A 13,660-nucleotide genomic window follows, 5' to 3' on the forward strand; every position below is an offset into this window, starting at 1 on the left:
CCACCTCCGGGGGTTGATTTGTCCGGTGGACAACGGAAAAGATCCCACCGTGCAGTTGACAACGTTGTCAGGAGGACACGGATGAAGCCGGGGACACGCGTCCTTGCCACCTTGCTCGCCGGGGCCACCGCCTTCAGCCTCGCGACCCCCGCCGAAGCCGGAACCCGGTTCGCCGACGACCCCACGACCCTCGTCGACACCTCGATCGGCAACAACGGGGACGGCACCACCTTCCCGGGCGCGACCACGCCCTTCGGGATGGTGCAGCTGAGCCCGGACACCCAGCTCAAGAAGTACGCGTCCTACGACTACGCGCAGGACACCACCCTCGGCTTCAGCCACACGCACCTCTCCGGCGTCGGTTGCCAGACCATGGGCAACTTCCGGTTCATGCCGACCACCGGCGCCGTCACCAGCAGCGACCCCGCGCAGTACGGCGCGAAGTTCAGCCACGCCAACGAAACCCGCCAACCCGGGTACTACGGCGTCAAGCTCGACAACGGCATCGAAGCCGAGCTGACCGCCACCCAGCGCACCGGCCAGCACCGCTACACGTTCCCCGCCGGCGCGAGCGAGAACGTGCTGATCGAGGTCGGCGAGAGCAACGGCTACACCTACGCCGGGGACGTCCACGTCGTCGGCGACGACACCGTCGAAGGCTGGCTCCAGGGCGGCAACTTCTGCTGGGAGACGCAGAAGGAGCGGTACAGGGTCTTCTTCAGCGCCAAGTTCGACCGCAAGTTCACGAGCTTCGGCACGTGGACCGACACCAAGCTCACGGCGAACCGGCGCGACGCCGCCCTCGGCAGCCAGCGCGCCGGTGCGTGGCTCAGCTTCGGCACCGACAAGAGCCAGGTCGGCGCGTCCGTCGGCCTGTCGTACACGTCGATCGACGGCGCCCGGCTGAACCGCGGCGCCGAGCAGCCGAAGTCTTTCGACAAGGCGCGGACCGCGGCCCACGACACCTGGCGCGACGAGCTGAACCGCATGCGCGTCGCCGGCGGGACGCCCGCCGACCAGCGGACGTACTACAGCGCGCTGTACCGGTCGCTGCTGCACCCGTCGGTCGGGTCCGATGTGGACGGTGCCTACCGCGGCTTCGACGACGCCGTGCACCGCAGCCGGGACACCTATTACCAGATGTTCTCGCTGTGGGACACCTATCGCTCGCAGAACCAGCTGGTCGCGCTGCTGCACCCGGACAAGGCGGCGGACATGACCAAGTCCGTCCTCAAGATCTACCAGGACGGCGGCTGGGTGCCGCGCTGGGCGCTGGCCGGCGGCGAGACGAACGTGATGAGCGGCGACCCCGTGACGCCGTGGGTCGTCGACAACTACCGCCGCGGCCTCCTCGACGACAAGACCGCGCGCCAGCTCTTCGACGCGCTGTGGCGCAACGCCAACGAAGTGCCCGCGGACCAGTCGATCTTCCGCGGCCGCGACGGCAACCCGACGTACGTGAAAAACGGCTGGATCGGCTACCAGGACCTGCCCGGCTACACCTACGGCGACACCCGCCAGGCCGGTTCGGCGACCCTCGAGTACGCCCTCGCCGACTGCGCCCTCTCCACGATGGCGACCGGCTTGGGGTACCGCGACAAGGCGAAGACGCTGTCCGCCCGCTGCGGCAACTTCGCCAAGTTGTGGGACACGAGCGTCGAATCCCACGGCTTCACGGGCTTCCCGCGCACCCGCGCGGCGGACGGCACGGGCGTCGGCGACCCGGACCCGGCCCAGTCGACCGGCTTCCACGAGGGCACGCCGTGGCAGTACCAGTGGCTCGCCCAGCAGGACCCGGCGAAGCTGTTCGGCCTGATGGGCGGCGCGGGTCAGGCGGAGAAGCGGCTCGACACGTTCTTCGACATGCCGCTGCTGCTCACGGACCCGGCGAAGGCCGCCAAGGACTCCTGGGTCCACGGCGCCTACGACTACCACAACAACTTCGCCTTCAACCCGAACAACGAGCCCGACCTGCACGCCCCCTGGATGTACACCTGGACGGGCGCACCGTGGAAGACATCGGCGGTGCTGCGAGCGGCGCGAACGCTCTTCACGGACACGCCGTACGGCATGCCGGGCAACGACGACCTGGGCACGATCTCGTCGTGGCTGGTCTTCAGCATGACCGGCATCTTCGAAGCCCAGCCCGGCTCCGGAACGTACCTGCTCAGCACGCCGATGTTCGAAAAGGTGGAGATCCACCCGGCCGGCGGCCACCGGCTGGAGATCGACGCCCCGGGCGCGAGCGCGTCGAACCTGCAGTACACAAAGGACGTCCAGATCGGACACCGTGCGTACGACCGTTCGTGGATTTCCCATGCGGATCTCCTGCGGGCCGGGAAGATCGAGTTCCGGTTGAGCGACACCCCGACGAGCTGGGGGACGAAGTCGGCGCCACCGGCGATGTGACGTGTGACGGCCGGCCTGCTCGAGGACGTCGTACCACCCGGTCAACGCCTTGGTGTTCACCCGATGTGACGGCTTCACTGGAGCCATGTTGAGGTGGCAGCAGGCGGAGGGGAAGCGGCACGCGCTCGAGGGGCCGTTCCCACCTCGCCCCGATGAACGGTTCCGGACCTTGTGCGGGGAAGAGGTGACGGTCGCGGTACGTGATGTGCCGCAGCTCGGTGGCCATTGGTTCGATCCCACCTGCGTGGAGTGCGCGGCGGTGTGGACGAGCCGGTGCCATCCGGCACCGACCCGGACGAACGGTGTGAAAAGGGGTGTCCACGTGCGCTGACGCCGGGTTCGTGCTGAGCTGGAGGCATGTCGGAGACGAAGACGACCGCGACCGAGAAGTTCTTCCGGGTCGCCATCGCGATCAAGGGCCTCGACGGCGCACTGCAGGTCGTCGGGGCCCTGATCCTCGCGTTCATCCCCGCGTCGACCGTCAGCGGGTTCACCCACGCCGTCATCACGCGAGACCTGCTCGGCGATCCGTCCGGCACCCTCGCGCGGCACCTCGAGTCGGCGACGGAGAACTTCCTCCACGGCGACACGAAGACCTTCGCCGTCGCCTACCTGCTCGCCCACGGCCTCATCAAGCTCGGCCTGGTCTGGGCGCTGGCCCGCAAGATCGTGCGCGCGTACCCGGTCGCCGCGCTGATCCTCGCGGCCTTCGTCGTCTACGAGATCTTCCGGGCGGTGCACACGCACTCGATCGCGCTGCCGTTCTTCGCCGCGCTCGACGTCGTGATCATCGTCCTCATCCTGCGTGAGTACCGGCAGCTGAAGCGGGGCTAGTCAGGCGGCGACGGGAAATCGCACCGTCGTGACGTCGGCCTCCAGGGGTTCGACGTAGACGGCGGTCGCGTTGTCCGAGCCGCCGCGGGCGAGGGCCGCGTCGACGAGCTCCGTGGCGCCCGTGCCCGGCTGGGCCAGCACCGCGCGAATCCCGCTGCCGGTCAGCGGCTTGTGGACGCCGTCACTGGTCAGCAGCAGGCCGGTGCTCCTCGTGTCCGCCGTGCCGATCTCGTGCGGCTTCGTCGTGCGGACGCTCGTGGTGACCACGTGCTCCATCCGCGGGGTCACCGGCTGGTGGCGCGCGCGGAAGTACTCGGCGAGCGTGTGGTCGGTGGTCAGCCGGGCAAGCGTCGCGCCGTCCCAGGCGTACGCGCGGGCGTCGCCCACCCAGGCGATGCGGTACCCGCCGTGCGCCGCCGGCATCGCGACGACGAGCACCGCGTCCCCGTACGTCTGTTCGCGAACCGCCTGCTGCGCGGCGAGAACGGCCTCGACAGGTCCTTTGTGGACAGGGGTGCGAGCGGCGGCCGCGGCCGCGATGCGGGCGGCCCGCGCGGCGGCGGGATCATCCCCGACACCGTCGGCGAGCGCGAACACGATGCCGGGCCCGCCGGCGGCGGCGTAGGCCCCGACGGCATCGGCGTTGAGCGAGCGCGGCCCCTGGGCGCTCGCGGTGTGCCAGCGTGGGTACCCCGGACGTGTCGTGATCATCGCGGCCTCCTCATCCCCTCTGCACCCCATGATCCGCGCCCAACCTGTGGGCGGTCTGAGACTTTCCTGTGCCGTGGATCGGTAAGATCGTTTTCCGTGGACGACTACCGGGCGCTCGAGAACCTGATCGTTTCCTACGCGTCCCTGGTCGACGCGGGTGACTTCGAAGGCGTCGGCGCGTTGTTCGCCTCGGGGGCGTTCGTCGGAAGCGGTGGTGCGGTGCGCGGTGCGGCCGAGGTCACGCGGATGCTGCGCGACACGGTGATCGTGTACGAGGACGGAACCCCGCGCACCAAGCACGTCACGACGAACATCACCCTCACGGCCGACGGAACGCAAGCCACGGGAACGGCCTACTTCACCGTGCTGCAAGCGGTTCCGGGGCTGCCGTTGCAGACGATCGCCGCGGGACGGTACGCGGACACCTTCACCCGTGCGGCCGGCGGTTGGGTTTTCACCGAGCGCCGGGCGACGGTGGACCTCGTCGGCGACGTGCGCCACCACCTGCGGCCGCGGCCGTAACGAGCCACCGGCCGGCGACGACTTCGGGGCACGAACGACCGAAGGAGCCGGCCATGGGCGGAGTGCTGCACGACCTCCGGCGCGCCCGGCCGCTCATCGTCTTCGGCGAGCACGAGCAACTCCGCGGCTGGGAATGGTCGGGGCTGGTCGGCAAAGGCGACATGCTCGCCGTCGTCGAGCTCCAGGCCCAGCTCGGCAGCCCCGCCAGGCTCCTCGCGGCCGGCGCGCTCACACTGCCGGAAGTCCGGTCGGACCTCATCCTGATCGGCGGCCCGGACGGCAATCCCGTGACCGCGGGCGTGCTTTCGCGCCTGGACGGCGTGATTTCGATCGGGTTCGCCGCCGATCCCGGCAACGGCTGCGCGGTGTTCGACCGGAAGTCCGGCCTGGTGGCGTCGCCTCGCTACGACGAGTCCGGCGAGCCGCGCACGGACTACGGCCTGGTCATCCGCACGGCGAACCCGTTCGCCCCGGAGACCGCGGAGGTCGTGCTCGTCGCGGGGTGCTGGGGGTACGGCACCGCGGCGGCCGCCGAGACCCTGCGCGAGACCGGGCCCTTCGGCCGCCACCAGCACTTCGAGGCCCTCGTCGAGACGACGGTCGTCGAAGGTGCGCACGGCGACACGTCGGTCCGCATCGCCCGCGAAATCGCGTGAGGCCCGGACCCCTGGAAGGAGCCCGGGCCGCACGCCGGAATCAACTCTGCAGGTCGTAGACCGTCTGGCCGTCGACCGTGGTGGCGGTGAAGTTCGCCGTGACCCACGACGTGATCTCCGACGAGCCGCCGCCCGGTCCGCCGCCGCGGCCGCCGTCGATGTAGTACTTCACTTCGCCCGCCGCGACGTACGCCTTGAACTCGTCGAGCGTGGGGGCCGGGTCGGAGCCGCTCCAGCCGCCGATGCCGATCACCGCCTTGCCGCTCGCCAGTTCCAGCGAGGCCGCGCTCTGGGAACCCGTCGTCGCCGCGGCCCACTTGGTGGTCGTCTTCGCCAGCAGCGCGCCGACCGCGCTCGAGGACGACTCCTCACCCGGGCCACCGCCGCCGAACCCGCCCATCCGGCTCGACGTCGGTCCCGAGGTCGGGATCGAGCCGCTGTGCGCCACCGAAGCCGTCTCGACGCCGTACGCCGCGGTCGAGACGCCCAGTGTCAGCACCACCCCCGCCGCGACGACCGCGACCAGCCGGCGCGCCGTCGGCAAGCCCACCACCAGCACGGTGCCGACCAGCACGCCGAGCACCGCGACGACCCAGCGCAGTGCCGGGAACCAGTCCGGCGTCCGGTCGAGGAGGATGAACGACCACACCGCGGTCACCACGACCATCCCGGCCAGCACCGCCCGCGGCGCCGGGTTCGCCCGGCCCTGCCAGAGCGCGCGGCCCGAAATCGCGACCAGCGCGGCGATCGCCGGAGCGAGCGCGACCGAGTAGTACGGGTGCACGATGCCGCTCATGTAGCTGAACACCAGCGCGGTGACGACCAGCCAGCCGCCCCACAGCACCAGCGCGAGGCGCGTCCGGTCGGTGCGCGGCGCGCGGCGGGTGAACCACAGCCCGGCGACCAGCCCGATCAGCGCGGCGGGCAGCAGCCACGAGATCTCCGTGCCGAAGCTGGACCCGAACATCCGGAACAGGCCCGACGCGCCCCCGAAGCCGGTGTTCCCGCCTCCGCCGAAGCCGCCTCCGCCGCCACCGCCTTCGCCGCCGAAGATGCGGGACAACCCGTTGTACCCCAGGGCGAGTTCGAGCAGACTGTCCCCTTCGGACCCGCCGATGTACGGCCGCGACGCCGTCGGCCACAGGTCCACCAGCGCGATGTACCAGCCCGCCGAGACGACCAGCGCGACGACCGCGCCGCCGAGGTGCAGCAAGCGCTTGCCCAGCGAGGTCGGTGCCGCGATCAGGTACACCAGCCCGAACGCCGGCAGCACCAGGAACGCCTGCATCATCTTCGTCAGGAACCCGAAGCCGATCGCGACACCCGCGAGTGCCAGCCAGCCGGGGCTCGCTTTTTCCGTTGCCCGCACGACGAAGTACGCACCCGCGACCATGAGCAGCACGAGCAGCGCGTCCGGGTTGTTGAACTTGAACATCAGCGCCGCGACCGGTGTCACCGCCAGCACCGCGCCGGCCAGCAGCCCGGCGACCGGGCCGGACGTCCGCTTCACCGCCAGGTACAGGATCCCGACGGACGCGACGCCCATCAGCGCCTGCGGGGCCAGCACGGTGAAGCCGGAGAACCCGAAGATCCGCGCGAACGCCGTGCCCACCCAGAGGGCGGCGGGCGGCTTGTCGACGGTGATCACGTTGCCCGAGTCGAGCGACCCGAACAGCCACGCCTTCCAGTCCTGCGTCCCGGACTGCACGGCGGCGGCGTAGAACGAGTTGCCGTAGCCGGAGGCGGTGAGGTTCCAGAAGTACAGCACGGCGGTCGCGGCCAGCAGCCCGAACACGCTCGGGCGGAGCCAGCGCGGCGGCGCGTGCGCCACGGATTCCCTGCGGTGACGCGGTTCGCGCGTCGCCGGCTCGGACAGGACGGCGGTCATCAGAACTCCTTCTGGGTGGCGGCCTGGCGGCGCGGGTTGAACACCCAGCCGCGCAGGAGCAGGAAGCGGAGCACCGTGGCAGCGAGGTTCGCCAGCACGAGCACGGTGGTCTCCAGGACGAGGCCGGGGGTGGTGGACCCGTTGAGCAGGGCCAGCGAACCACTCGTCAGCGCGAGCCCGAGGCCGAAGACGATCAGCCCTTCGAACTGGTGGCGCCCGGCGCCGGAGCGCCCGCGGATGCCGAAGGTGAGCCGCCGGTTGAGCGCGGTGTTGCCGATCGCCGTCACCAGCAGCGCGCTGAAGTTCGCGGCCTGCGCGCCGACGACGCTGCGCAGCAGCAGGAACAGCACGAGGTAGGCGAGCGTGCTGCTGACCCCGATGGCGGCGAACCGCACGAGCTGGGTCACCAGCCGCGGCGGCACGCCCGGCGCGTCGACGCCGATCGGCTGCCGGCCGAGCTGTTCACGCAGCCTGCTGATCGGGATCTCGCCGGTGAACGTGGCCTTCGTGACGCGGGCGATGCCCTTGAGGTCCGCGGTGGCGGTCTTGACGATGTTGACCGAGGAGTTGGGGTCGTCGACCCAGTCGACGGGCACCTCGTGGATCCGCAGCCCGGCGCGTTGGGCGAGGACCAGCAGTTCGGTGTCGAAGAACCAGCCGGTGTCCTCCACGTGCGGCAGCAGCTCACGCGCGACGTCGGCGCGGATGGCCTTGAAGCCGCACTGCGCGTCGCTGAACTTCGCGGCGAGCGTCGAGCGCAGGATCAGGTTGTAGGCGCGGGAGATGAACTCGCGCTTCGGGCCCCGCACCACTCGCGCCCCCCGGGCGAGCCTGCTGCCGATGGCGAGATCGGAATGCCCCGACAGGAGCGGTGCGACGAGCGGTCCGAGCGCGGCCAGATCGGTGGAGAGGTCGACGTCCATGTAGGCGAGGACGGCGGCGTCGGAGGCTTGCCAGACGGCGTTGAGCGCGCGGCCGCGGCCCTTCTCGTCGAGGTGGTGGACGGCCACCTCCGGGAACTCCCGGGCGAGTCTTTCGGCCACCCGCAGCGTCGCGTCGGTGCTGGCGTTGTCGGCGACGGTGATCCGGTACGGGTAGGAGACGTGCTCGGCCAGGTGCGCGTGCAGCCGCCGGATGCACGGTTCGAGGTCGGCCTCTTCGTTGTAGACCGGGATGACGACGTCGAGAACGGGCTGCGGACCGGCCAGATCGACGGGAACGGTCCCAGGCCGTGCGGCGGAGGCGGTGGCTGTCATGAGTACCACGGTCGCGGCCCCCGCTTTGGTGACCGTGTGATCGCCCTGTGCGGTTGCTGTGCGCCGGACCCGGCGCCCACCGGGTGGACGCCGGGCCGGGACTCAGCTGTGCACCCGCAGTGGCACGACGTTGCTGGGCAGCACCGCGCGCTCACGCGGGGCCTCGGTCGGGCTGATCGTCAGCGTCACCAGGCTCGCGTACTTCGGGTGACGGTCGACGTACACCTGCGGGACCGAACACGCCGACGCCAGGACCGCGCGGTTGCGGTGCAGGTGATCGAACGCTTCGCGGCCGAACAGGGACACCACGATGTCGCCGCCACGGGGGCGGGACCACAGGATCGCCGGGCGGCGGCCGCCGGGCAGGCGCAGCAGCGGGAAGGCCGCCCGCAGGCGGTGCTGCAGGCGGATCGCCTGGAGCCGCGCCCGTACCTGGCGGCGTCGCAGGGCCGCCAGGGCGAGTGCGCCCGCGAAGACCGCCGACGCCCAGGCCGCGCCGGCCCACAGCGCGAACGTCACCAGGGCGTAGGGGAGCAGCGTCACCGCCAGGATCTCCCACCGCCAGTGGTAGATCCGGACCGGGAACGACGCTTGCCTGCTGCTCATTTCCGTGCTCCTTCCGGTGAACCGGCGACGGAGGAGGCCGCCGAGGTGGCGCGAGAGACGTCCGGCGGCGATGCCGAGCACGAGGGCCGCGACGATCACCGTCCCGGAGGTCATGTCGGGATCCGGGTCTTGGGGGCCTGCTCGGGCCGGCGGTCGCGGTCCTTGCCGAGCTGCCAGGTCCAGCGCCACCCCGCCCAGATCGCGACGACGGACCCCAGCAGGACCAGGACGAAGGCCTGCCCGACGAGCCCGTCGAGCGGTGCGAGCCGCAGCAGCACCAGCAGCGCCCACACCTGCGAAGCGGTGAAGGGGATGACGAGTCCGGCCGCGTAGACGCCCCGGCGCCAGCGGCTGCGGCCCGGTGCGGTGGTATAGGGGTCCATGAGTGCCCTCCTCCTCGGTGGATCCAGCAAACCTCCGGCTCGCCACGACGTCTGTGTCAGCTGACACAGAAGCCGGGATTCAGCTCGCCAGTCGTCGAAGTTCAGCCAGGCGGTGGATGGTGACCTGCCTTCTGCCGGTGCTGATCACGCCGGCCTCCCGCAGTTGCCGCGTGGCTCTCGCCCAGGATTCGCGGGACAGCGCCGCGGTCATCGCGAGCTCCGCCTGCGTGGCGGGGACGGCGATGTCGATGTCCTGCCCCCGCGGAACCCCGTGCTGGACGGCGAGTTGCATCAGCTGCGCGGCCACCCGCCGCGCCGCGGCGCCACCGCCGAGCTCCAGCCACTGCCGGCCGACGGACCGCAACCGCGTGGACAGCACGACGAGCAGCGCCCAGGAGATCCGCGACCGGCTGCGGCACAGGGCGGCGAAGCGGTCCCCGGGAACCTCGAGGACCTCCACGTCGTCCAATGCCTCGACGGTCGCGGACCGCGGCTGCGCGTCGATCGCGGCGAGCTCGCCGATCACGTCTCCGCGGCTGCGCACGCCCACGACGACTTCGCGCCCGTCCGGTGTGCTGTGGACGATCCGCACGTGCCCGCTCAGGAGGACGAGCACGGCGCTGGAGCGTTCGCCTTCCCGGCAAAGGGTTTCGCCACGCGGGTACCGCGAGCGGCGGGCCGCCCGCGTGAGCTCGGCGCGATCGGCCGGGGCCAGGTCGGCCCAGAATCCCGTCGGTTCCATGTCCCCACCTCGCTTCCGGTCCTTACGCGGTCAGCCCCTCCTCCGGCTCGCCGGCGCCGGGTGTGTAGAGCCAGCCGCGAAGCCGTTCCGAGCCGAGCTTGATGTGGACGGCCTGGGTGAAGGCCGTCCGGTCGATGCCGGGGTAGCCGTGCCGCACGACCGCCCGGTGGATCTCCTGCGAGACGGCCAGCGCCAGCGGCTCGGCGGTGGTGCGCAGCCACCGCTTCAGCTCGGGCGCGTCCACGAGCCGGCAGGCGATGTCGACGTCTTCGCCGTAGGAGGCGCGGGAGTCGCGGTGCACCTCGCCGGCGTGCACGGCGACGCGCAGCCGGAAGGCCAGCTCGGGCCGGCTCTCGGCGTGCTTGACGAGCAGGTCGGCCATCTTGGGGATGACGGTGGTCAGCAGGAGCGTCTTGGGGAGCTGGTCGTGCGGCCGGATCAGGCACAGCGCCCCGTCGCCGCGGTCGACGAACGGGTCGCGGTGCTTCTTGCCGATCCCGCCGGCGCCCAGGGCTTCGTCGAGCAGCTCGAAGAGGACGGTCCGGAGCTGGGAGCGCACCGAGTTCGTCCGGCTGGTCGAGTCCTCGATGTCGACCGCCACGATGGCCCGGTGCCGTGGTATGTCAGCTGTGGTGTCCATGGCCTGCTCCTGCCTTCAGGTTTGAACTGAAGTTCAGTCAAGTTGACTGTATGACTTGGAGTACCCTGGAACAACAGAGATGAATCGGCGTTACCTGTTTGGTGCGAGGAAGTTCGACCAGACGTAACGTTTCAGTCCTGACTTCGGCGGGTCGCCCGTTACGGCTTCAGTCACGTGGAGTAGTATCGGAGCCCTCGACCCGGGTACTGAAATTTACTGAAAGGTCGGAGTCGTGCCCCCAGTCACGCCGAGACCTGCGCTCGCCCGCCGTCTCAAGATGTTGCGGGAGGGCCTCTGGCCCGAAGCCGGGCTCACTCAGGCGCAGCTCGCCGAGGCGTTCGGCGGGGTCAGCATCTCGCTGATCTCGTCTTGGGAGAACATCGACAAGCCGGTCCGGCCGCCGGTCAAGCGGCTGGAGGCCTACGCGACGCTGTTCGCCACCCGCCGTTCCCTCGACGGCGATGTCCTCAATGTCCTCCCCGTCGAGGAACTGACGGACGAGGAGCGGCACAACCGCAAGGAGCTGCTGGACGAGCTGCTGTGGCTGCGCGAAGGCAAGGCGCTCACGCGGGCACCGGCCGCGATCGACGACATCTGGACATTTCCTCGTGGCCAGGATGTCACCATCGTCTGCGCAGAGCTCCCCGAGTACCTCCGGGAGCACCTGAGCTACGCGGACCCGGAAAGCCCCGACTTCGTCTCGCTGTACACCTACGCCGACCCGGACGCGCTGATCGAGCTGTTCGGGCACATCCGTGCGCGCAACCCGGACAACAAGGTCAGCTTCCACACGAGTGAGGAGCTGACCACGAACGACTACACGAGCCATCTGGTCTTGCTGGGCGGCGTCGACTGGAACACGGTGACGAGGGATGTCATCGAGCGCGTCGACCTGCCGGTGACGCAGGTGGGGCGGGATGACGAGGTCGAGCACGGCGGGTTCCGGGTCCAGAACGACGGCCGGTCGAAGCTGATCGAGCCGCAACTCGACGCAGACGGTCGCCTGGTCGAAGACGTCGCGCACTTCTACCGCGGGGTATCTCCGTTCAACCGAAAACGCACTGTGACCGTATGCATTGGTATGTACGGACGAGGAACGCTCGGCGCGGTCAGGGCGCTGACAGACCCCCGCTTCCTGGACCGCAACGGGGAGTACCTCCGGGAGCGGTTCGGCGACGTGGAATCCTTCAGCATCATCAGCCGGGTGCCTGTCGTCGGTGGACAGCCACTGACCCCCGACTGGACGCTCGAGGAGAACCGGTTGCACGAGTGGCCCGAGGCCGCCGCGTGAGCGCGCGGCAGCACGAGTCCCACCAGGACCTGCTGACCCACGTCCCCGCCGAAGCGGCCCCCCGGGCGCCCCTGGACGCGATCATCGTGCCCAACGGGCGCCCGGCGGCTTACCTGGCGCAGGCCATCTCGGCGGCGAAGCGGCTAGACGCCCACTTGCTGCTGTTGTGCAGCAAGCGGGCCACGGCTTCGAGTGCGTCTCTCGCGGCGAAGCAGGCCGGCGTCCGCGTGACGGCCATCGACGTGGATGACTTGCCCGAGCGGGTCGTGCCGGAGTTCGCCACGGACAACCTGCTGCGGTTCACCCGGTTCCGCCGGAACGTCGACACGAGTCTCAAACGGAATCTCGGCCTCCTGGCCGCGAGTCTCGCGGGCTGGAAGCGGATCGTCTTCCTCGACGACGACATCGGGTTGCCGTGCCCGGAGGACCTCTCCGCGGCGGCGGGCATGCTCGCCGGGCACTCGGTAGTGGGGCTAGCGAACGCGGGGATGCCGGACAACTCGGTCGTCTGCCACGCGCTGCGCGACGTCGGCGCCGCCCAGGACGTGTTCATCGGCGGCGGCGCGCTGGTGGTCGGCGACGCCGCGTTCGGCTCGTTCTTCCCCAACATCTACAACGAGGACTGGTTCTTCCTCCTCGACGGCCTGCGGCTGCGGCCGTCAGCCGTCACGGGGACCGCGTTCCAGTACGACTACGACCCGTACAACGATCCGCGGCGCGCGCGGGGCGAAGAGCTGGGGGACACCCTGGCCGAGGGGGTCTTCGGCCTGCTGGACAACGGCAAGGGCCTGGCGGACGCCGACGAACGGTACTGGCACGACTTCCTGCGTTCGCGCCGGGACATCATCCGGGACACCATCGCCAAGGTGGAGAAGTCGGTGAGCGAGCCGGCGCTGCGGGCCAGGATGGTCGCCGCGCTCAAGGCGTCCATCGGGCGCAGCCACCACATCGCGCCGGACCTGTGCGTCCGCTACCTGCGGGCCTGGCAGGACGACTGCGTGGTCTGGCGCGAGCACATCCGTGAACTGCGCCGTGAGCACCGCGGCCGGCTGGGCATCGACGGTGCGCTCACCACGCTGGGCATCGAGCACCTGGCGCAGCCGGGGATCGGCATCAAGACGAATTCGCGGCCTCGACCGGTCTCGCCTCGTCGCGAGGTGAAGGTGGGGTCGGCGTCAAGGTCTTGACCAGGACGTGACAGCGTTCCGGTTCTTCCAGGACGCTGCCGTCCGGGAGGGTTCGCTGTGCGTAGCAGGTGACGTCGCCGTGGCCCCAGTCCCGGTAGCCGAGACGCCGGTACAGCCGGGCCGCGTCCGTGTTGTCCGTGCGGACCGCCAATGCGACGCGGTCGTGGCCCTCTTCGGCCAGGTACTGCTCGGCCGCGTCGACCAGGGCCTGGCCGATGCCCTGGTTCCGCAGGTCGCGGTCCACTTCCAGATGGGTGATCAGGGCTACTCCGGGCAGGTGACGGCGGATCGGCCGTTCTTCGGCGTCTTCGAGCCACAGGTAGACGTCGCCCGCCGGGCGGTAGCCCAGCCAGGCCAGGAACAGCACACCGCGGCCATCCAGCTGGCGGGCGTGGCGGTCGGCGAGGAAACCGTGGTCACCGAGCGTTCCGGCGAACGATTTCAAATCTGCGGAGCGGGCCGGCCGGACATCTGGCTCGGTCATCTGCAGAAACTCCTGTTCGCCGCGGGCACCTCCAGTGTGCCTGAGGCGAGC

General features: G+C 70.3%; 15 protein-coding genes. 7 read left to right on the forward strand and 8 right to left on the reverse strand.

Going from position 1 to position 13,660, the window contains the following annotated elements; all coding sequences use genetic code 11:
* Positions 1-81 precede the first annotated feature (81 nt).
* The 3 genes from ACWEN0_RS25715 to ACWEN0_RS25725 all read left to right on the forward strand — a co-directional run bounded on the left by ACWEN0_RS25715 (position 82) and on the right by ACWEN0_RS25725 (position 3,243).
* Positions 82-2,409, forward strand: a complete 2,328-nt coding sequence (locus ACWEN0_RS25715; RefSeq protein WP_451978399.1) for a GH92 family glycosyl hydrolase — start codon at positions 82-84, stop codon at positions 2,407-2,409.
* An 85-nt stretch (positions 2,410-2,494) separates the two neighbouring features.
* Positions 2,495-2,740 (forward strand): zinc finger protein, encoded by a 246-nt coding sequence (locus ACWEN0_RS25720; protein WP_451978402.1) that lies wholly within the window; start codon positions 2,495-2,497, stop codon positions 2,738-2,740.
* A 26-nt stretch (positions 2,741-2,766) separates the two neighbouring features.
* Entirely contained in the window at positions 2,767-3,243 is a 477-nt protein-coding gene (locus ACWEN0_RS25725; RefSeq protein ID WP_451978404.1) for a DUF2127 domain-containing protein, read from the forward strand.
* Here ACWEN0_RS25725 and ACWEN0_RS25730 read toward each other — a convergent pair whose 3' ends face one another.
* Positions 3,244-3,954, reverse strand: coding sequence for a PP2C family protein-serine/threonine phosphatase (locus ACWEN0_RS25730; RefSeq protein WP_451978407.1), 711 nt, complete (start codon positions 3,952-3,954; stop codon positions 3,244-3,246).
* A gap of 96 nt (positions 3,955-4,050) precedes the next feature.
* Here ACWEN0_RS25730 and ACWEN0_RS25735 point away from each other — a divergent pair, with 96 nt between their 5' ends.
* Positions 4,051-4,476, forward strand: coding sequence for a nuclear transport factor 2 family protein (locus ACWEN0_RS25735; RefSeq protein ID WP_451978410.1), 426 nt, complete (start codon positions 4,051-4,053; stop codon positions 4,474-4,476).
* A 53-nt stretch (positions 4,477-4,529) separates the two neighbouring features.
* Complete coding sequence (locus ACWEN0_RS25740; protein WP_451978413.1) at positions 4,530-5,132, forward strand: hypothetical protein; 603 nt, start codon at positions 4,530-4,532, stop codon at positions 5,130-5,132.
* Between the two features lie 40 nt (positions 5,133-5,172).
* Here ACWEN0_RS25740 and ACWEN0_RS25745 read toward each other — a convergent pair whose 3' ends face one another.
* The 6 genes from ACWEN0_RS25745 to ACWEN0_RS25770 form a co-directional block, all read right to left on the reverse strand.
* The gene (locus tag ACWEN0_RS25745; RefSeq protein WP_451978416.1) at positions 5,173-7,020 is read right to left on the reverse strand and encodes an ArnT family glycosyltransferase; all 1,848 of its coding nucleotides are present in this window, start codon (positions 7,018-7,020) and stop codon (positions 5,173-5,175) included.
* Entirely contained in the window at positions 7,020-8,276 is a 1,257-nt protein-coding gene (locus ACWEN0_RS25750; protein WP_451978419.1) for a glycosyltransferase, read from the reverse strand. Before ACWEN0_RS25750 ends, ACWEN0_RS25745 begins: the two co-directional genes overlap by 1 nt.
* Before the next feature lie 102 nt (positions 8,277-8,378).
* On the reverse strand, positions 8,379-8,996 hold the full coding sequence (locus ACWEN0_RS25755) for a hypothetical protein (protein ID WP_451978422.1): 618 nt from the start codon (positions 8,994-8,996) through the stop codon (positions 8,379-8,381).
* Positions 8,993-9,265, reverse strand: a complete 273-nt coding sequence (locus ACWEN0_RS25760) for a hypothetical protein (protein ID WP_451978425.1) — start codon at positions 9,263-9,265, stop codon at positions 8,993-8,995. The genes ACWEN0_RS25755 and ACWEN0_RS25760 overlap by 4 nt, the downstream gene beginning before the upstream one ends.
* 79 nt (positions 9,266-9,344) lie before the next feature.
* Positions 9,345-10,007 (reverse strand): Crp/Fnr family transcriptional regulator, encoded by a 663-nt coding sequence (locus ACWEN0_RS25765; RefSeq protein WP_451978428.1) that lies wholly within the window; start codon positions 10,005-10,007, stop codon positions 9,345-9,347.
* Positions 10,008-10,029: 22 nt separating this feature from the next.
* Complete coding sequence (locus ACWEN0_RS25770) at positions 10,030-10,647, reverse strand: hypothetical protein (protein ID WP_451978432.1); 618 nt, start codon at positions 10,645-10,647, stop codon at positions 10,030-10,032.
* Positions 10,648-10,879: 232 nt separating this feature from the next.
* On the opposite strand from ACWEN0_RS25770, the gene ACWEN0_RS25775 reads away from it, so the two are divergent.
* Both ACWEN0_RS25775 and ACWEN0_RS25780 read left to right on the forward strand, forming a co-directional pair.
* Positions 10,880-11,938, forward strand: a complete 1,059-nt coding sequence (locus ACWEN0_RS25775; RefSeq protein WP_451978435.1) for a helix-turn-helix domain-containing protein — start codon at positions 10,880-10,882, stop codon at positions 11,936-11,938.
* Positions 11,935-13,125 (forward strand): hypothetical protein, encoded by a 1,191-nt coding sequence (locus tag ACWEN0_RS25780; RefSeq protein WP_451978437.1) that lies wholly within the window; start codon positions 11,935-11,937, stop codon positions 13,123-13,125. Before ACWEN0_RS25775 ends, ACWEN0_RS25780 begins: the two co-directional genes overlap by 4 nt.
* On the opposite strand, the gene ACWEN0_RS25785 is transcribed toward ACWEN0_RS25780, so the two are convergent.
* Entirely contained in the window at positions 13,052-13,609 is a 558-nt protein-coding gene (locus ACWEN0_RS25785; protein ID WP_451978440.1) for a GNAT family N-acetyltransferase, read from the reverse strand. The genes ACWEN0_RS25780 and ACWEN0_RS25785 overlap by 74 nt on opposite strands.
* Positions 13,610-13,660 lie beyond the last annotated feature (51 nt).

The organism is Amycolatopsis sp. NPDC004378, assembly GCF_053602455.1.